Origin of the sequence: Collinsella aerofaciens (genome assembly GCF_025289055.1) — a bacterium.
In the GTDB taxonomy this organism is placed as follows: Bacteria; Actinomycetota; Coriobacteriia; order Coriobacteriales; family Coriobacteriaceae; genus Collinsella.
This window is the reverse complement of sequence record NZ_JAESIQ010000003.1, coordinates 88350-103222: the sequence shown is the minus strand read 5'-3', so window position 1 is coordinate 103222 and position 14873 is coordinate 88350. Positions and strand designations below refer to the sequence as shown.

Here is a 14873-nt window from a genome sequence, read left to right as displayed (position 1 = left end):
CTGGTGATCTCCGCCTTGAGAGGGCGGCGTCCTAAACCGCTAGACGAACGGGCCACATGACATCTGCACTGCCGTGCTGCAAGGTAATATATTACGGGACAAAAAACGTCAGCGCAAGAAGAAATTCCAAATTGCCGAAAAATTGTCGGCAGGTTATGGAACACGCAGGTAAACTAGGTAGCTAATTCAAGTTGAGATGGACCAAAAGAGCTTCGCGATCGTTGGGAATGTTGTCTTCGATCACGGCGTCGAGGGCGGAGTTGAGAAGCTGACCCAGTTCCGGCCCGGGCTTGACTCCGGCACGGATCAGGTCGCCGCCGTTGATGGCGAGTATCTTGAGCGTATAGGGCTCCCCTGCCTTCAGCAGCTCGTGCGCCATCGCGCGCATCTCCTCGATCGTCTCGACGTAATAGAAGCACGACGGGGCCTTGCCGAGTGTGTCAGCACGCTTAAGGTCCATGAGCTCGTCAATCAGGCGGGCCGTGTCGACGCCCTCACCCGAAAGCGCGCGCATCATATTGAGCAGGCAGGAGCGCTCGGGGCGCAGCGGCTTGTCGTGATATTTGATGAGCAGGCACACGTCGCGCACCAGGTCGTGCGAGAGCGCCAGGCGATCCATAATGACGCGCGCTTTCTTGGCGCCGAGCTCGGGATGACCGTAGAAGTGTCCGCTGCCGGCGTGATCGACCGTAAAGCACTCGGGCTTGGACACATCGTGCAAAAACGCCGCCCACATAAGGCTCGATGAGGGCGCGACGCCGTCACACAGCGCCAGCTCCCCTGCCACCGTCAACACACGGGCGATATGCTCGTAGACGTTAAACGCATGATAAACGCTGCGCTGGTCAAAGCCACGGCCAGGGGCAAGCTCGGGCACAGCGGCACAAATAAGCTCGGGGTAGCGCAGCATGGCGTCTCCCCCATGACCGGTCGAAAGAATGCCCTCGAGCTCAATACCCACACGCTCGCGCGCCACGGCATCGAGCAGCGGGGCGCACTCGGCAAGCGCACGCTTAGTCTCGGGCTCAATCATAAAGTCCAGGCGGCAGGCAAAACGAACGGCGCGCAGCATACGAAGCGCATCCTCGTTAAAGCGACGCTTGGGATCGCCGACAGCGCGAATCAGCTTGCGCTCCAGATCACCCTGGCCGTCATAGCGGTCGACAAGCCCGCGCTCGGGATGCCAGGCCATGGCGTTGACAGTAAAGTCGCGGCGCGCCAGATCGTCCTCGAGCGAGGCGGCACGCTCGACACTCTGAGGATGGCGCCCATCGGTATAGAAGCCATCCAGACGGTACGTGGTGACCTCGATACGCTCGCCATCGGAAATAGCCGTGATTCCGCCAAATTTAATGCCCGACTCCACGACCGCAATATCAGCGGCCTCGAGCGCCGCCTTGGACTCCTGCCACAGGCCGCTACAGCACATATCAACATCGTGGCTGGAGCACCCCATCAGGGCGTCGCGCACCCAACCGCCCACGTACCAAGCCTCAAGACCAGCCGCCTCAAGCGCGCGCAGGACGCGCAGGGAGGCATCAGACGGTTGCGTACCGTTGAGAGAAACATTGCACATGCCTATGGCCTCCTGCACTTGTGAGCGTTAATCGATGGTTCTCAAGAAGTCTAGCAAGAAACGAGAAAGCGCGCACACGCAATCGCGTCGTCGATTCGATAAAACGAGACAGCAAACGCCACATACGATCAGCGCACAAAAAACACCCGCCTCGGAGATCCAAAGCGGGTGTTCGGCAACGATGTATCGATGCTGTTAGCAGACCTGGCGAACCTCGATGTGCTTCTTATATTCGTCCACCTTGGCAAAATCGCCCAAACCGGGGCACTCGACCACGTTGGCGCCGGTGGCCATCGACAGGCGCAGGGCATCCTCGACGCGCTCGGGGGCGTCATGCCACACGGACAGGAAGGCAGCGAGCGAGGAATCGCCGGCACACACCGTCGACAGCAGCTTGACGTCGAAGGTGCGGTTAGCAAACCAGATGTGCTTGCCGTTGGAGAAGTACGCACCGGCGCCGCCGAGGGTCAGCAGCACGTTCTTGGCGCCCTTGGCATGAAGCTCAGCCATAGCGCCCTTGACGGACTCATCGTCGCCACCGCTCACCTTAATGCCAAAGATATCGAGCAACTCGTCGTCATTGGGCTTGATCAGCAGCGGCTCCATGGCAATGAGATCTGCCAGCTGATGGCTCGAAATGTCGAGAACGAACTCGGCACCCTTGGCCTTGACGCGGCGCAGAACCTCGGCCAGGAAGCCCTCGGAAGTGTTGGGAGGCAGCGAGCCACTGATTACCAGGCAGGTCATGTCATCGAGCGAATCGATGAGCTCAAACATCTCCTGCTCATTGGCCTCGTTGATGGCGGCACCGGCGTTGACCATGTTGTACTCGGTGTCGGGGCCGGCATTGAGGAAGACGTTGACGCGCGTGATGCCGTCGGTCCACACGGGCTTGACGGGCACGCCCAGGGCCTCAGCGCCCTTGACGATGAACTCGCCCGAGAAGCCAGCGAAGAAGCCCAGGATCGTGGTGTCGACACCGTAGTGGTCAAGCGTAAACGAGACGTTGAGGCCCTTGCCGTTGGGCGTATAGACGGCGTTGCGAGTACGCGTGACGGTGTTGGCAGCAAGGCCGTCGCAGGCGATGTTGTAGTCAATGGCGGGATTTGCAGTGAGCGTGTAAATCATGAATGTTCCTTTCACGAAGCAACGTGTTAATGAAAGTATATTCCACGCATCGGTAAAAGGCTAGGACAACTCGGTGAACGGTGTGGAAGCGATGAAGTACGGCGGGACACCTCTCCCCCGTGGCGGAACAAAAAGGCGCCCCAGCCGAAACCGGGGCGCCGCATGCGCACGAATATGTCGCGTTTCGATTACTGACGATCGAGCTTGCGGACAGCAACGCGCTTGCTGTACTCATCGACGTGACCGAAGTCGCCGATACCGACGGACTCGGCAACGTTGGCGCCGGTGGCCATAGCGAGCTTCATGGCCTCCTCGACGTTGTCGCGATCCCTGTACCACTTGTGCAGGAACGCAGCGAGGGTGCAGTCGCCGGCGCAGACGGAAGAGACCAGCTTGATGTTGAACTCACGCTTGGCGTACCAGATGTCCTCGCCGTTGGAGAAGTAAGCGTCGCCGCGGCTACCACGGGTGAGCAGCACGTTCTGAACGCCAGCGTCGTGAGCCATCTTCATGGCAACGCGAACCTCGTCGTCGGTATCGACCGGCACGCCGAAGATGGCCTTCATCTCGTGATGGTTCGGCTTGATGAGCAGCGGCTTCTTGTGAGCGAGCTCCTTGAGCTTGTCGGAGGACAGGTCCAGGACGACGTCAGCGCCACGAGCCTGAGCGTGCTCCATGACCTGAGCCAGGAAGTCGGGCGTAGCTTTGGGAGGCACGGAGCCGGAGACAATCAGGCACTCAAGATCGCCCGCGGTGTCCAGGATGTTGTAGAGCTCCTCCTGGTGCTGCGGCGTGATCGGAGCGCCGGGGTTCAGGATGCCGTACTCGTGCTGGCCATCGTTGACGTAGGTGTTGATGCGCGTGATACCGTCGGTCCAGACCGGGCGGCACAGGCAACCCAGGTTCATGACCTCCTCGACGATAAACTTGCCCGTGAAGCCGGCGAAGAAGCCGAGCGCGACGGTGTCGACGCCCATCTTCTTAAAGGCGAAGGACACGTCGAGGCCCTTGCCGTTAGCCGTGTAGCTGGCCGAGCCGGTGCGGACGTTCTCGTCGGGCTCGAGCGGAGAGCTCGAAACCGTCATGTCGACAGCCGGGTTAGCGGTTAGCGTGTAGAACATTTACAGTACCCCCTGTATATGTGAGGGCCGCGTGGCCGGCCCATTCCAACCACGCGGTTACCTCTGATACCAAATTAGCGAGCTGCGGACTCAAGCAGTGCCTTGACCTCGGCGGCGGTGTTGCAGGCGAGCGCCTTCTCGGCGAGCTCGTCGCACTCGGCCTTGGTCCACTGGCTGATGGTCTTGCGGGCGCGAAGGATCGACGGAGCGCTCATCGAGAACTCCTCCAGGCCCCAGCTGATCAGCAGCGGCTCGAGCAGCGGATCGGCAGCGGCCTCGCCGCACATACCGACCATGATGCCGGCCTTCACGCCGCTCTCGATGATGTTCTTAAGCGAGCGGAGCACGGCGGGATAGTACACCTGGTACAGGTTGGAGATGGTGTCGTTGCCACGGTCGGCGCACATGGTGTAGCCGATCAGGTCGTTGGTGCCGATGGAGAAGAAGTCGGCGACCTCGGCCAGACGGTCTGCGAGCAGCGAAGCGGCGGGCGTCTCGACCATGATGCCGACCTCGATGTTCTCGTTGAACTTGCGACCCTCTTCGGTCAGCTCGACCTTGCACTGCTCGACGAGCTCCTTGACAGCCAAGACCTCCTCGACGCAGGTGACGAGCGGGATCATGATCTTGACGTCACCGAAGGCGCTAGCGCGCAGCAGAGCGCGGAGCTGGACCTTATACTGGTCGGGATTGGCCAGGCAGTAACGCACGGCACGGAAGCCCATGAAGGGGTTGTCTTCCTTGACCATGTGCAGATACGGAATCTCCTTGTCGCCACCCACATCGAGCGTGCGGATGATGACCGGAGCACCCTTGAGCGCGCTGGCGACCTTACGGTAGGCGTTGAACTGCTCCTCCTCGGAAGGAAGCTCGGCAGAGTCCATGAACAGGAACTCGGAGCGGAACAGACCGATGGCCTCGGCGTCGTGATCGAGCGCGTTGGGCACGTCATCGGGGTTACCGATGTTGCAGGCGATGATCTTCTTGATGCCATCGGCAGTCACGGACGGCTTGCCACGGAAAGCCTCGAGGGCTGCCTTCTCAGCAGCGAAGGCCTCGGCCTTGGCGGTGTAGGCAGCGAGCGTCTCCTCGTCGGGATCGGCCTCGACGATACCCTTGCCACCGTCGACGACAACGGTCATGCCATTGCGCAGAGCGGTGCAGCTGTTGGAAACCGAAAGGACAGCCGGGATCTCGAGGGCGCGCGCAATGATCGCGGAGTGCGACGTGCGGCCACCGGTCTCGGTGACGATACCGGCAACGTGGGCCTTATCGATCGTGGCGGTCATGGACGGCGTAAGGTCGTGCACGACAACGACGGTGTTCTCGGGCAGGACGGAGAGGTCGACGACCTCCTTGCCCAGCAGCTCGGCCAGAATACCGGTGCGGATGTCGGCGATGTCGGCCGCGCGCAGACGGAACATCTCGTCGTCCATGGACAGGAACATGTTCTCGAACATGGTCGAGGTGTCCATGAGCGCCTGCTCGGCGCAGGTACCGCCGTCAATGGCGGCGTTGATGGCGTCGGTCATGCCCGGGTCCTGAGCCAGGACAATGTGTCCGCTCATGATCTCGGCCTCGGCCTCGCCCACCGTCTCCTTCATGTGGTCGGCCTGAGCCTGGGTCTTCTCGCAGAAGACCGAAAGAGCGGACTGATAGCGCTCCTTCTCTGCTGCCGAATCAGCAACCTCGTGCGGCTCAAACGTCAAGTCGGGATCGACGGCAACCATGACGGTGCCGATACCGATGCCCTCGGAAGCGTTGACTCCCTGATACATTCCCATTCCTCTCTCCGTGTCATGTGATAAAGCGTTTTGCCATATCCATGACAAAAGAGCGCAGCTACCTTACAACAGGTCACTGCGCCCCCAAATATGAACTTAGTTGTTCAACATGCGACCCGTTTGAGTTCTACTCGCCAAGACCGCTCTTGATGAGCTCGATGGCAGCAGCCAGAGCCTCGGCCTCGTCAGCGCCGTCGCACTTGACCTCGACCTCGGTGCCGCAGGGGATACCAGCAGCCATGAGGGCCATCGGGGACTTGCCGTTGACCTCCTTCTCGGGGGTGACGACCGTCACGTCACAGGCGTACTTGCCCATGGTGGAGGCGAACAGACCAGCCGGACGCGTGTGCAGACCCTGAGGATTAACGAGGGTAGCCTTCTCAGAAACCATAGTTGACTCCTTTTTTGTGTTTAACCCCTGTCATGCATGTGGCAGGAGTCAGATTCACGACGTTGTTTATATTAACTCACATCAAACGGTTTTTCATTATGTTTCAGACGAATTATTGGACAGATGTGTTTGTCTTCCGCTTGCTCGCCCACAGGGGCCCGCGCGCGGCCTGTGAGATTTCCTGCTCTACAGTCCTGCTCGCACGAAGAGCACATTAAGTGCTCTTCGGCTCGTGCGGAACTCGCGATAAATCTCACAGGCCGCGCGCGGGCCCCTGTGGGCGAGCAAGCTGCGGAAACCCAGTCGGTCCTAAATAATATCATTCTGGCTGATGAACTGTTCGCGACAAAGACTCGATGGGCAGCTCCCTCTATGCCCTTTTATAAGTTGCGGTGAAATAGGGACTGAATTTGGGGTTGAATCGTTTAAACAGTCCCTATTTCACCGCAACTTATGGGAGGGATAGAAAAAAGGCGGAGGCCCTGGAGAGGGGCTCCGCCTTATATACAGGGGGCGATGTTATTCGCGTACCGTGGAATTAGACCAAGCGGGCGTTGATCGTCTTGGCGATCTCGGCGGCGTCGGTGGAACCCTTGACGGTGGCACGGAAGTCCTCGTCCATGAGCGCCTCGGCGACCTTGGACAGGATCTTGAGGTGCGTGGTTCCGGCCTGGGCGCCGGGGATGAGCAGGGCAATAGCCACGTTGACGGGAGCGCCGTCCATGGTGTCCCAACCGGTCACGCCGGACTCGTCCTTGACGACGATGACGGCAGCCTCGGTAATGGCATCGGACTTGGCATGCGGGATAGCGAAGCCCTCCATCATGCCCGTGGTGCCCTCGGCCTCGCGGGCCAGGAAGGCGTTCATCACGGCGTCGGCGTCGCTGGCGATACCGGCCTTGACGGCCTGGTTGGAAACGAAGCTCAGAGCCTCGTCACGAGAAGCGAAGTCCTCGGCGACAAAGACATTCTCGACCTTCACGAAGTCGGCAGCCTCGGCCTTGGGGGCCTCTACGGCAGCGGCCTTGGGGGCCTCAACCGGCTTGGCTGCAGGAGCGGCCTTCTGGTTCTTCTCGAAGTCGTACTTCTTGAAGGCTACGAACAGGATGCCACCGACCACAGCGCCGATGAGGATCGCGAGGACCCACAGCGGACCGTTCTCGACAACGGGCAGGACCAGGAAGCCACCGTGAGGCGCCGGATCGTGAACGTTGAACATAATGGTCAGGATCGAAGCGATAGAGGAACCGAGCATCATGATGGGCATGACGGGCCAGATGTTCTTGGTCATGAACGGAATGGCGCCCTCGGTGATGTGGGTGCAACCAAGGATGAGGTTGACGACACCGGCGTCATGGTCCTCCTGGCTGAAGTACTTCTTGCCGACAACGACGGCGAAGGTGGTGATCAGCGGCGGAACGATGCAAGCGGCGGAGACGGCAGCCATGAAGTTGGTGCCGAAGTTGTAAGTGTCGGTGCCAACACCGGCGGCCAGAGCCTCGGTGAGCATAGCGGTACCAGTGACGTAAGCAGCCTTGTTGACCGGGCCGCCCATGTCAAAGGCGCACATGCAGCCAATGGCAAGACCCAGGACAACGGCGCCAGAGGCGGACAGGCCCTTGAGGAAGTCCATCATGGCGGTGTTGATGGCAGCCATGGGCCCGGAAATGCCGAGCATGACCAGGCCGACGATGGCCGTCGAGAACAGCGGGTACAGGAAGATAGCCTTGAGGCCGTCCAGGTTCTTGGGCAGACCGGCAAAGACCTTCTCGAGCAGCAGGATGACATAACCGGCGAGGAAGCCGCCGACGATGCCGCCCAGGAAGCCGAAGCCCACGCCGGCGCCGCCGGCGTCGATCATGCCGGTCTCGGCGTTAACAGGCAGGCCCTGGATGGCGATCATACCGGCAACAAAGCCGGGGACGAGCGCCGGGCGCTTGCCGATGGATTCGGCGATGTAGGCGGAAAGCACCGGAACCATGAGGTTCATGGCGATGCCGCCGATGATCTTGAGCATCGCAGCAAAGCTGTTGTAGTCAGACGCCGTCGAATCGAAGGACGTAATGCCCCACAGGAACGAGACGGCGGTCAGAACACCACCGGCAACGACGAAGACCAGCATGTGGCTGACGCCGTTCATGAGGTGCTTGTAGATGATGTGGCCGATGGACTCCTTCTCCTCGACCTCGTCCTCGACATCGGCAGCAGCCGCAACCGTGTCGTCACCCTTGGCGGCGAGCGCGCGGTCAATCAGCTTACCGGCGGCCTCAACGGACAGGGCCTTGGAAACACCAACGGAAACCATGGGCTTGCCGGCGAAACGCTCAGCCTGGACATCCTTGTCGGCTGCGACGACGACGGCCTTGGCACCAGCGATCTCACTCTTGGTGAGCTCGTTCTCGACACCGACCTGGCCATGAGTCTCGACCTTAATGGTCAGACCGCGCTCGGCAGCTGCCTTCTCCAGCGCCTCCTTCGCCATGAAGGTGTGCGCAATGCCGGTCGGGCAACCGGTCGCGGCGATGATGTCAAACTTAGCCATGTGTCCCTCCTTCTTGAGTACAGCGCCCGCGGGCGCTCCCCTACACGCGCTTCGATGCGCGTTTTTCCACACTTGAAAGATACCAACCTACCGTCCGCGTGAGAAGAGACAAGGCGCAATTCTCTGGTGAAAGGTTCTTTCATAACCGTAAACGGCAAGTGAAAGTTTACCATCAACACTTGAAACGGCAAGGTGTATCTTGTAATTGAAAATGCCCGTATACTATGGCATTGCAAATCAAGTTAGATTTTCATGCCAACCAGGAGCCATCCATGACCGATAGTAGCAAAAGCGCTCTTTCCCTCATTAGTACCCACCAGGGATACAGCGAGTCCGAGCAGCGCATTGTCGACTATATATTGGAGCACCAGTCCGAGGCGCCACGCCTCACGGCGGCTCAGCTCTCGCGCGCCGCTGCCACGTCCGAAGCGACCGTTTCGCGCTTCTGCCGCAAGCTGGGCTTTGGTAGCTTCCGCAGCTTTCAGTTTTCGTTGGCGAGGGATTTGGAAAGCCAGCGCAACGAGGGCCTGACCGACGAGGTCTCGCTCGACAATATGGAGCAGAGCCTCAAGAACATCCTGGCTGCCAAGGTAAGCGAGCTTAATGCGACCATCGACGGAATCGACCACGATACGCTGGCGGCTGTTGTGCATGCCTTTAAGCATGCAGGGGTTATTGAGTTTGCAGCCGTGGGCAATACGAACGCGGTCGCGCTCGATGCGACGTTTAAGTTTTCGCAGCTGGGCCTGCGCTGCATGGCGAGCACCATTAGCGAGACATCAATCGGCTTTGCGCTCACGTTACGCCCGGGTGACGTCATCGTGCTAATCTCAAACTCCGGTAAATCGCGCCGACTGAATCGCATGGCAAAAGCGGCTCGCAACTGCGGCGCAACCGTAGTCGTCATCAGCAGTGACAGCAAATCCCCGCTCGCGCGCCTGGCAGACTACACTTTTAATACCGTCAACCACGAAGCGCTGCTGACGACGGGCGACTTTGCGTTCTCCAAGATCAGCGCCACGATGATCATCGAAGTCATCTACAACTTCCTGCTGCCCGAGATTGAAGACGCGCGTGAGCATATCAGCTACTACGAGGAGCTCATCCAGCCGGATAAGGTTGTGGAGTAAAACGCGTAGTGGGACAAAAATTTCAGTCTATTTTGTCCCACCAACACCGCTGATACGACCTAACCTCGAGCTTCTTCGAGCATCTGCTTTGCGTGGACCAAGCTTGCCTCGGACTGATCGCCGCTCAACATGCGGGCGATCTCGGCGATACGCGCTTCGCCGGTTACCTCGTCCAAATGCGTCTGGGGAACATCGCCCGGTTCCTTGCTGACGACATAATGCTTGTCGGCCATGACGGCGACCTGCGCCAAGTGGGTTACGACAATCACCTGATGCGTAGCGGCGAGATCTGCCAGCACGCCCGCGAGTGCACGCGCCGTGGAGCCACCGACACCAGCATCGACCTCGTCAAACACAAGCGTATCGACACCGTCCGCATTACCGAGGACAACTTTGCTTGCCAACATGACGCGGCTGAGCTCGCCGCCCGACGCAATTCGACGCAGGGGACGCGGCGTCAAACCAGCACCGCTACGGTATAGCAGCTCGTAGCTCGAAGGACCAACGGGCGTCCACTCAGCACGGGGAAGATCGCGCGACTCCCAGACGAGCTCGGCGCCGCCCATTTCCAGGCGAGCCATCTGGCGGCCAACCTCGTGGCAGAAGCGCGGGGCCGCCGTATTGCGAGCGCGCTTAAGTGCCTTGGCAGCGGTAAACAACTCGCGCTCAGCGCTCCCGAGTGCCTCACGCGCCTTTTTGATCTGTTCATCGCCATCATCGACCAGGGACAGCAGCTCTTGCGAGCGATCGCGCATGGCAAAAACATCGTCCATGGTGGGGCCCCACTGACGCAACAGGCCCTTGAGGTCGGAATACCGCTCACGCATGCGAGCGAGCTCGCGCGGGTCGAAGGCGATGCCATCGCGATAGGCACGAAGCTCGTTCGCGCAATCCTCAAGGGAGATACAGGCATCCGAAAGTGCATCGGCAATGTCGCAGAGTTTGCGATCGACGGTAGCCATTCGGGAAAGCTCTGCCACGGCGCTGTTCACGGCATCGAGCGCTCCCCCTTCAGAGGCAAGCGATGCATGGGCATCGTTAGCCGTGGCAACCAGTACCTCGGCATGTTCGGAGCGCGGCAGCAGCTCCTCGAGTTCCTCATACTCACCCGGCTTGGGGTCGACCTCGCCGATGCGCTCGAGGGCAAAGCGCGCCTCCTCGACGCGGCTCCCCTGGGCACGCGAGGCCTCTTCGACACGTCGAACCTCCTTGGCTGCAGCGCGCGATGCTTTAAAGCAGGCGCGGTACGCATCCAGCGCCTCGAGTGCCGGGCGCCCTGCCCATGCATCGACCATCGCAACGTGATGCGCCGGATCGAGCAAGCGCTGGTGCTCGTGTTGGCCGCACAGATCCATCATCACACCAACGCGCTCCGAAAGCTCGTGCACACTGGCGATGCGGCCGTCAATCTTCACGCGGCTGCGGCCCTCGGCAGAAAGGCTGCGCTGGACCGTGAAGCCTTCCGTGTCGTGCGGGCCGTCAAACAGCCGCGCCTCGACGCTCGCCAGCGCCTCGCCCTCGCGCACCGTCGACGAATCCGCGCGCTCACCCAAAATAAGCTTGAGAGCCGAGAGCAGCGCGGTCTTGCCGGCGCCGGTCTCGCCGGTCAGGACAGTCAGACCGGCACTCGGCACCAGCGTCGCCTCGCGAATGAGTGCAATGTTAGAAACCTGCAGCTCATCGATCATGACGGACTCCGTAGAATACGCGGCTCACCGAGTTATAGAAGCTCTCGGGGCCATAATCGAGCAGCAGCACATCTCCGGGCCCGCGACGCACAGCCACGCTCTCGACCGTGCCATCGCAGGTAATAAACTGTCCGTCGATGGCGATAGCCGGCACGCTCGGGCGATCATCGGACATAAAGATCTCAACGACATCACTCGGCGAAGTCAAGAAAGCGCGAGCCTGAATGGTATGTGGAGCGATGGGCACGCAGACCATGCCCGTGTAATCGGGGCTCACGATGGGGCCACCGGCGCTGAGCGCGTAACCCGTAGAACCAGTCGCCGTGGACACGACCACGCCGTCGCCACGCAGTCGGTCGATATGGTGGCCCGACACCGTGATGTCGAACTCGACCATATCGGACAGCGGACCTCGGGTAAGCGCCATGTCGTTGAGGGCGAAGGTGCGCACGACATCCTTCGTACCGTCTTCGCGCACGGACACGATATCCGCGGCGATGGTAGCGCGACGGCTCACATGCAGCTCGCCGGAAAGGGCGTCGCTCACGACCTGCAGAATGTCGCGCTCCTCGGGGCTCGCAGCAGTTAAAAAGCCCAGGTGACCATAGGAAAGACCGAGGATAGGAATCTCGCGATGGTTGAGGATGCGGGCAGCGCGCAGCAACGTACCGTCGCCGCCGAGCGTAATGACCAGATCGGAGCCGTCAATATCAGGCGTGTTCTGAATCTTGGATCGCTGGTCGGCAGCCCATGCGACCTCATAGCCCTGGCGCGTCAGCCAAAGCTCGAGCATCAGGCCGCTCTCGACCGCCTCTTGCTTGTAGTAATTGGGAACCAGAAAGACCTTCATAGCGTTGCAGCTTTCTCGCTCAAAACCGATACCTGGGATTGCAGCTCGTCTTGCGTGCGGTCGCCGGGGTCAAATCTCGTGCCGTACAGGAAAAACTCAACGTTGCCCTTGGCACCATGAATGGGTGACACGCACACATCGACCGGGAACAGGCCCTTGGCAGCAAAGAGTTCAACCGCCGCCACGAGTGTATCGCGGCGCACGGCGGGATCGGTCACAATGCCGCCCTCGCCCACCAGCGCCGCCGGAGCCTCAAACTGCGGCTTTACGAGCGTGCAGAATGCACCCGTGGGCTCCAGGCACGCCAGCACCGCATCGATAATGTTCGCGATGCTGGTAAACGAGACATCACACACAGCCAAGTCGATGGTGCCGGCATAGCCAAGCTCAGGCAGCTGTGTCACATTCGTGCGCTCGTGGAGCGTCACGCGATCGTCCTGACGAAGCGACCAATCGAACTGAGCACGGCCCACGTCGACCGAAACGACCGTGGCGGCACTGCGCTTGAGCAGGCAATCGGTAAAGCCGCCCGTGGAGCAGCCCACATCGAGGCAAGCAAGGTCCGTCGGATCAATCCCAAACGCATCGAGCGCGCCCTCGAGTTTAAGGCCGCCGCGCCCAACGTACGGAATGCGCCCCTTAACGTGCAGCGGCAGGCCCGGCGTCACCTTGAGCCCCGGAGAGGTCAAACGCTCACCGCCGCTCGAGACCAAGCCGGCCATAAGAGTGCGAAGGGCATCCGCGCGATCGGCGCAGATGCCCTGTGAAATCAGTTCGTCATCAAGACGCACGCGTTTCATGAATGCCATCAACCATTCGTATCCGGGGATGCAGCCTGTCTATCTTGGGACTCGCTTGCCGCATCCTCATCGTATTCCTGCTCGAGCTTGTCGGCCTCACGCGGCGTCAGCTCAAACTTGTCGACCATATCGACCGCACGGGAGCCCAGCTCAATCGCCTCGTCAAACAAATCGAGCGAACGCTCCAAGGACGTATCCTTGGAGCGAACGGTGGCGATGATCTGGTCCAGGCGATCCGAGATCTCATCGAAGTTGCGGACGGAACCCCCTGGCATGGCTACTCCTCGACGGAGTCGGCCTCGACGGCCTCAGCAGCGTCCGCATCCTCGGCAAGCACGCCGGCAGCAGCCTGAGCAGCAGCGACCTTGGCGGCTGCCTCGGCAGCCTGTGCCTCCTCGCGAGCGCGATCCTCGGCCAGCAGCTCTTGGTACAGGTCCTCGCCCGGCAGTTCCTCGCTGCGAGCGATCTTGCCCAGCACGCCGTTAACAAACGATGCGGACTGGTCGGTACCATAAGCCTTAGCAATCTCGACCGCCTCGTTGATGACGATGGCGTCCGAGACCTCTTCGTCGGTAAGGAAGCGCATCTCGTAGATGGCGATACGCAGCAGGTTGCGGTCAGCACCGGGCATGCGCATAAGATCCCAGTTCTTGGCGACGGCTCGCAGGGCACAATCGATGCGATCAATATGCTCGTAGGCACCGCGGCAAAGCTCCAGCGCATAGGGGTCGAGGGGACCCTTCGAAATCAGGAAATCGCCCTCGAGGACGCGCTCGAGCGGGCTGTCCGTGGCCTCGGCCTGGAACAGCAGCTGCAGCGCCTGACTGCGGGCAAGCGTGCGCCCGCGATAAACCTTAAGGCTCAAAGGTTACTCCTTGGGGAAAACGAGGCCGTCGATGCAAACGTCAACGCGTTCGACCTCGACGCCCACCTGGGCATCGATGGCGGCGACCACGGCGGCGCGAACGGCCTCGGCGAGTTTCTTGAACGGATAGCCAAAGAACACCACGACACGCACGGTGAGTGCGAGCTTGTCGCCGACGACCTCGGCCTCGACCGCCGGCTCGGAAGCCGGGGCCTTGGACGAGAGCATCATGGAGACAAGGTTGGTGGCAAGGTCTTTGACGCCAACGGAGGCGATGCCCTCGACATCCGACACGGCGCGCGAGACGATGGCGGTCAGAACATCGGGCGAAATGCCGATGCCGTCAATCTTGATTTCCTGGGGCATGAGTCCTCCTAGAAGATTTGGTTGCTAGACGCGGGAGACGAACTTGCCGTCGCGGGTGTCAACCTTGATGACCTCGCCCTCGTTGAGGTACATGGGGACCTGGATGACAGCGCCGGTGTCGATCGTGGCCGGCTTAGTGGAACCCTGGACGGTGTCGCCCTTAAAGCCCGGGTCGGTCTGGACGATGGTGGTCTCGATGAACATCGGCGGAGTCACGCCCATGAGCTCATCGTCGGCGAAGAGCAGCTGGCATATGTCGTTCTCGCGCAGCCACTTGGAGTTCTCGCCCACCATGTCCTCGGGAACGGGAACCTGCTCATAGGACTCGTTGTCCATGAAGATGTAGTCGGTGCCATCGTTGTAGAGGTACTGGAACTCACGGGTGGTGAGCATGACGCTCTCGAACTTGGTGCCGGCGTTGCAGGTGTTCTCGACGACGCGGCCGCTCTTGATGTCGCGGGTCTTGTAGCGCACAAAAGCGCCACCCTTGCCCGGCTTGACATGCTGGAACTCGACGATAGTGTAGACCTTGTCCTTAATGCGGAGACCGAGGCCGTTCTTGAAGTCGGCGGTAGAAATGGTAGGCATAGCGACCTTTCTTGTTATGGGCAGAACGCACAAGCGTCCAAATT

14 protein-coding genes are annotated in these 14873 nt (G+C 60.5%); 1 reads left to right on the top strand and 13 read right to left on the bottom strand.

The features are described from left to right. Positions 1–181 precede the first annotated feature (181 nt). The 6 genes from JMJ97_RS01920 to JMJ97_RS01895 all read right to left on the bottom strand — a co-directional run bounded on the left by JMJ97_RS01920 (position 182) and on the right by JMJ97_RS01895 (position 8542). On the bottom strand, positions 182–1576 hold the full coding sequence (locus tag JMJ97_RS01920; RefSeq protein WP_260698968.1) for a CCA tRNA nucleotidyltransferase: 1395 nt from the start codon (positions 1574–1576) through the stop codon (positions 182–184). A gap of 195 nt (positions 1577–1771) precedes the next feature. After that, entirely contained in the window at positions 1772–2704 is a 933-nt protein-coding gene (locus tag JMJ97_RS01915; RefSeq protein ID WP_195361479.1) for a 1-phosphofructokinase family hexose kinase, read from the bottom strand. Between the two features lie 188 nt (positions 2705–2892). After that, positions 2893–3825, bottom strand: a complete 933-nt coding sequence (locus tag JMJ97_RS01910; protein WP_006233969.1) for a 1-phosphofructokinase family hexose kinase — start codon at positions 3823–3825, stop codon at positions 2893–2895. 74 nt (positions 3826–3899) lie between these two features. Next, on the bottom strand, positions 3900–5603 hold the full coding sequence (gene ptsP, locus JMJ97_RS01905; protein WP_260698967.1) for a phosphoenolpyruvate--protein phosphotransferase: 1704 nt from the start codon (positions 5601–5603) through the stop codon (positions 3900–3902). Between the two features lie 133 nt (positions 5604–5736). Continuing rightward, on the bottom strand, positions 5737–6000 hold the full coding sequence (locus JMJ97_RS01900; protein ID WP_260698966.1) for an HPr family phosphocarrier protein: 264 nt from the start codon (positions 5998–6000) through the stop codon (positions 5737–5739). 538 nt (positions 6001–6538) lie between these two features. Then, positions 6539–8542 (bottom strand): fructose-specific PTS transporter subunit EIIC, encoded by a 2004-nt coding sequence (locus JMJ97_RS01895; protein ID WP_138341158.1) that lies wholly within the window; start codon positions 8540–8542, stop codon positions 6539–6541. Between the two features lie 272 nt (positions 8543–8814). On the opposite strand from JMJ97_RS01895, the gene JMJ97_RS01890 reads away from it, so the two are divergent. Beyond that, positions 8815–9672: a MurR/RpiR family transcriptional regulator gene (locus tag JMJ97_RS01890; protein ID WP_260698965.1), complete on the top strand. Its 858-nt coding sequence runs from the start codon at positions 8815–8817 to the stop codon at positions 9670–9672. Between the two features lie 59 nt (positions 9673–9731). Here JMJ97_RS01890 and JMJ97_RS01885 read toward each other — a convergent pair whose 3' ends face one another. The 7 genes from JMJ97_RS01885 to efp are packed head-to-tail and all read right to left on the bottom strand — an operon-like array spanning position 9732 to position 14829. Further along, complete coding sequence (locus JMJ97_RS01885; protein WP_260698964.1) at positions 9732–11360, bottom strand: DNA repair protein RecN; 1629 nt, start codon at positions 11358–11360, stop codon at positions 9732–9734. Continuing rightward, positions 11350–12210 (bottom strand): NAD(+)/NADH kinase, encoded by an 861-nt coding sequence (locus JMJ97_RS01880; RefSeq protein WP_260698963.1) that lies wholly within the window; start codon positions 12208–12210, stop codon positions 11350–11352. Before JMJ97_RS01880 ends, JMJ97_RS01885 begins: the two co-directional genes overlap by 11 nt. Beyond that, entirely contained in the window at positions 12207–13010 is an 804-nt protein-coding gene (locus tag JMJ97_RS01875) for a TlyA family RNA methyltransferase (protein WP_260698970.1), read from the bottom strand. Before JMJ97_RS01875 ends, JMJ97_RS01880 begins: the two co-directional genes overlap by 4 nt. Positions 13011–13018: 8 nt before the next feature. After that, entirely contained in the window at positions 13019–13285 is a 267-nt protein-coding gene (locus JMJ97_RS01870) for an exodeoxyribonuclease VII small subunit (protein WP_260698962.1), read from the bottom strand. Between the two features lie 2 nt (positions 13286–13287). Further along, complete coding sequence (gene nusB / locus JMJ97_RS01865; protein ID WP_260698961.1) at positions 13288–13875, bottom strand: transcription antitermination factor NusB; 588 nt, start codon at positions 13873–13875, stop codon at positions 13288–13290. Between the two features lie 3 nt (positions 13876–13878). Then, the gene (locus tag JMJ97_RS01860; protein ID WP_006233982.1) at positions 13879–14241 is read right to left on the bottom strand and encodes an Asp23/Gls24 family envelope stress response protein; all 363 of its coding nucleotides are present in this window, start codon (positions 14239–14241) and stop codon (positions 13879–13881) included. A gap of 24 nt (positions 14242–14265) precedes the next feature. Then, complete coding sequence (efp, locus tag JMJ97_RS01855) at positions 14266–14829, bottom strand: elongation factor P (RefSeq protein WP_006233983.1); 564 nt, start codon at positions 14827–14829, stop codon at positions 14266–14268. Positions 14830–14873: the final 44 nt, after the last annotated feature.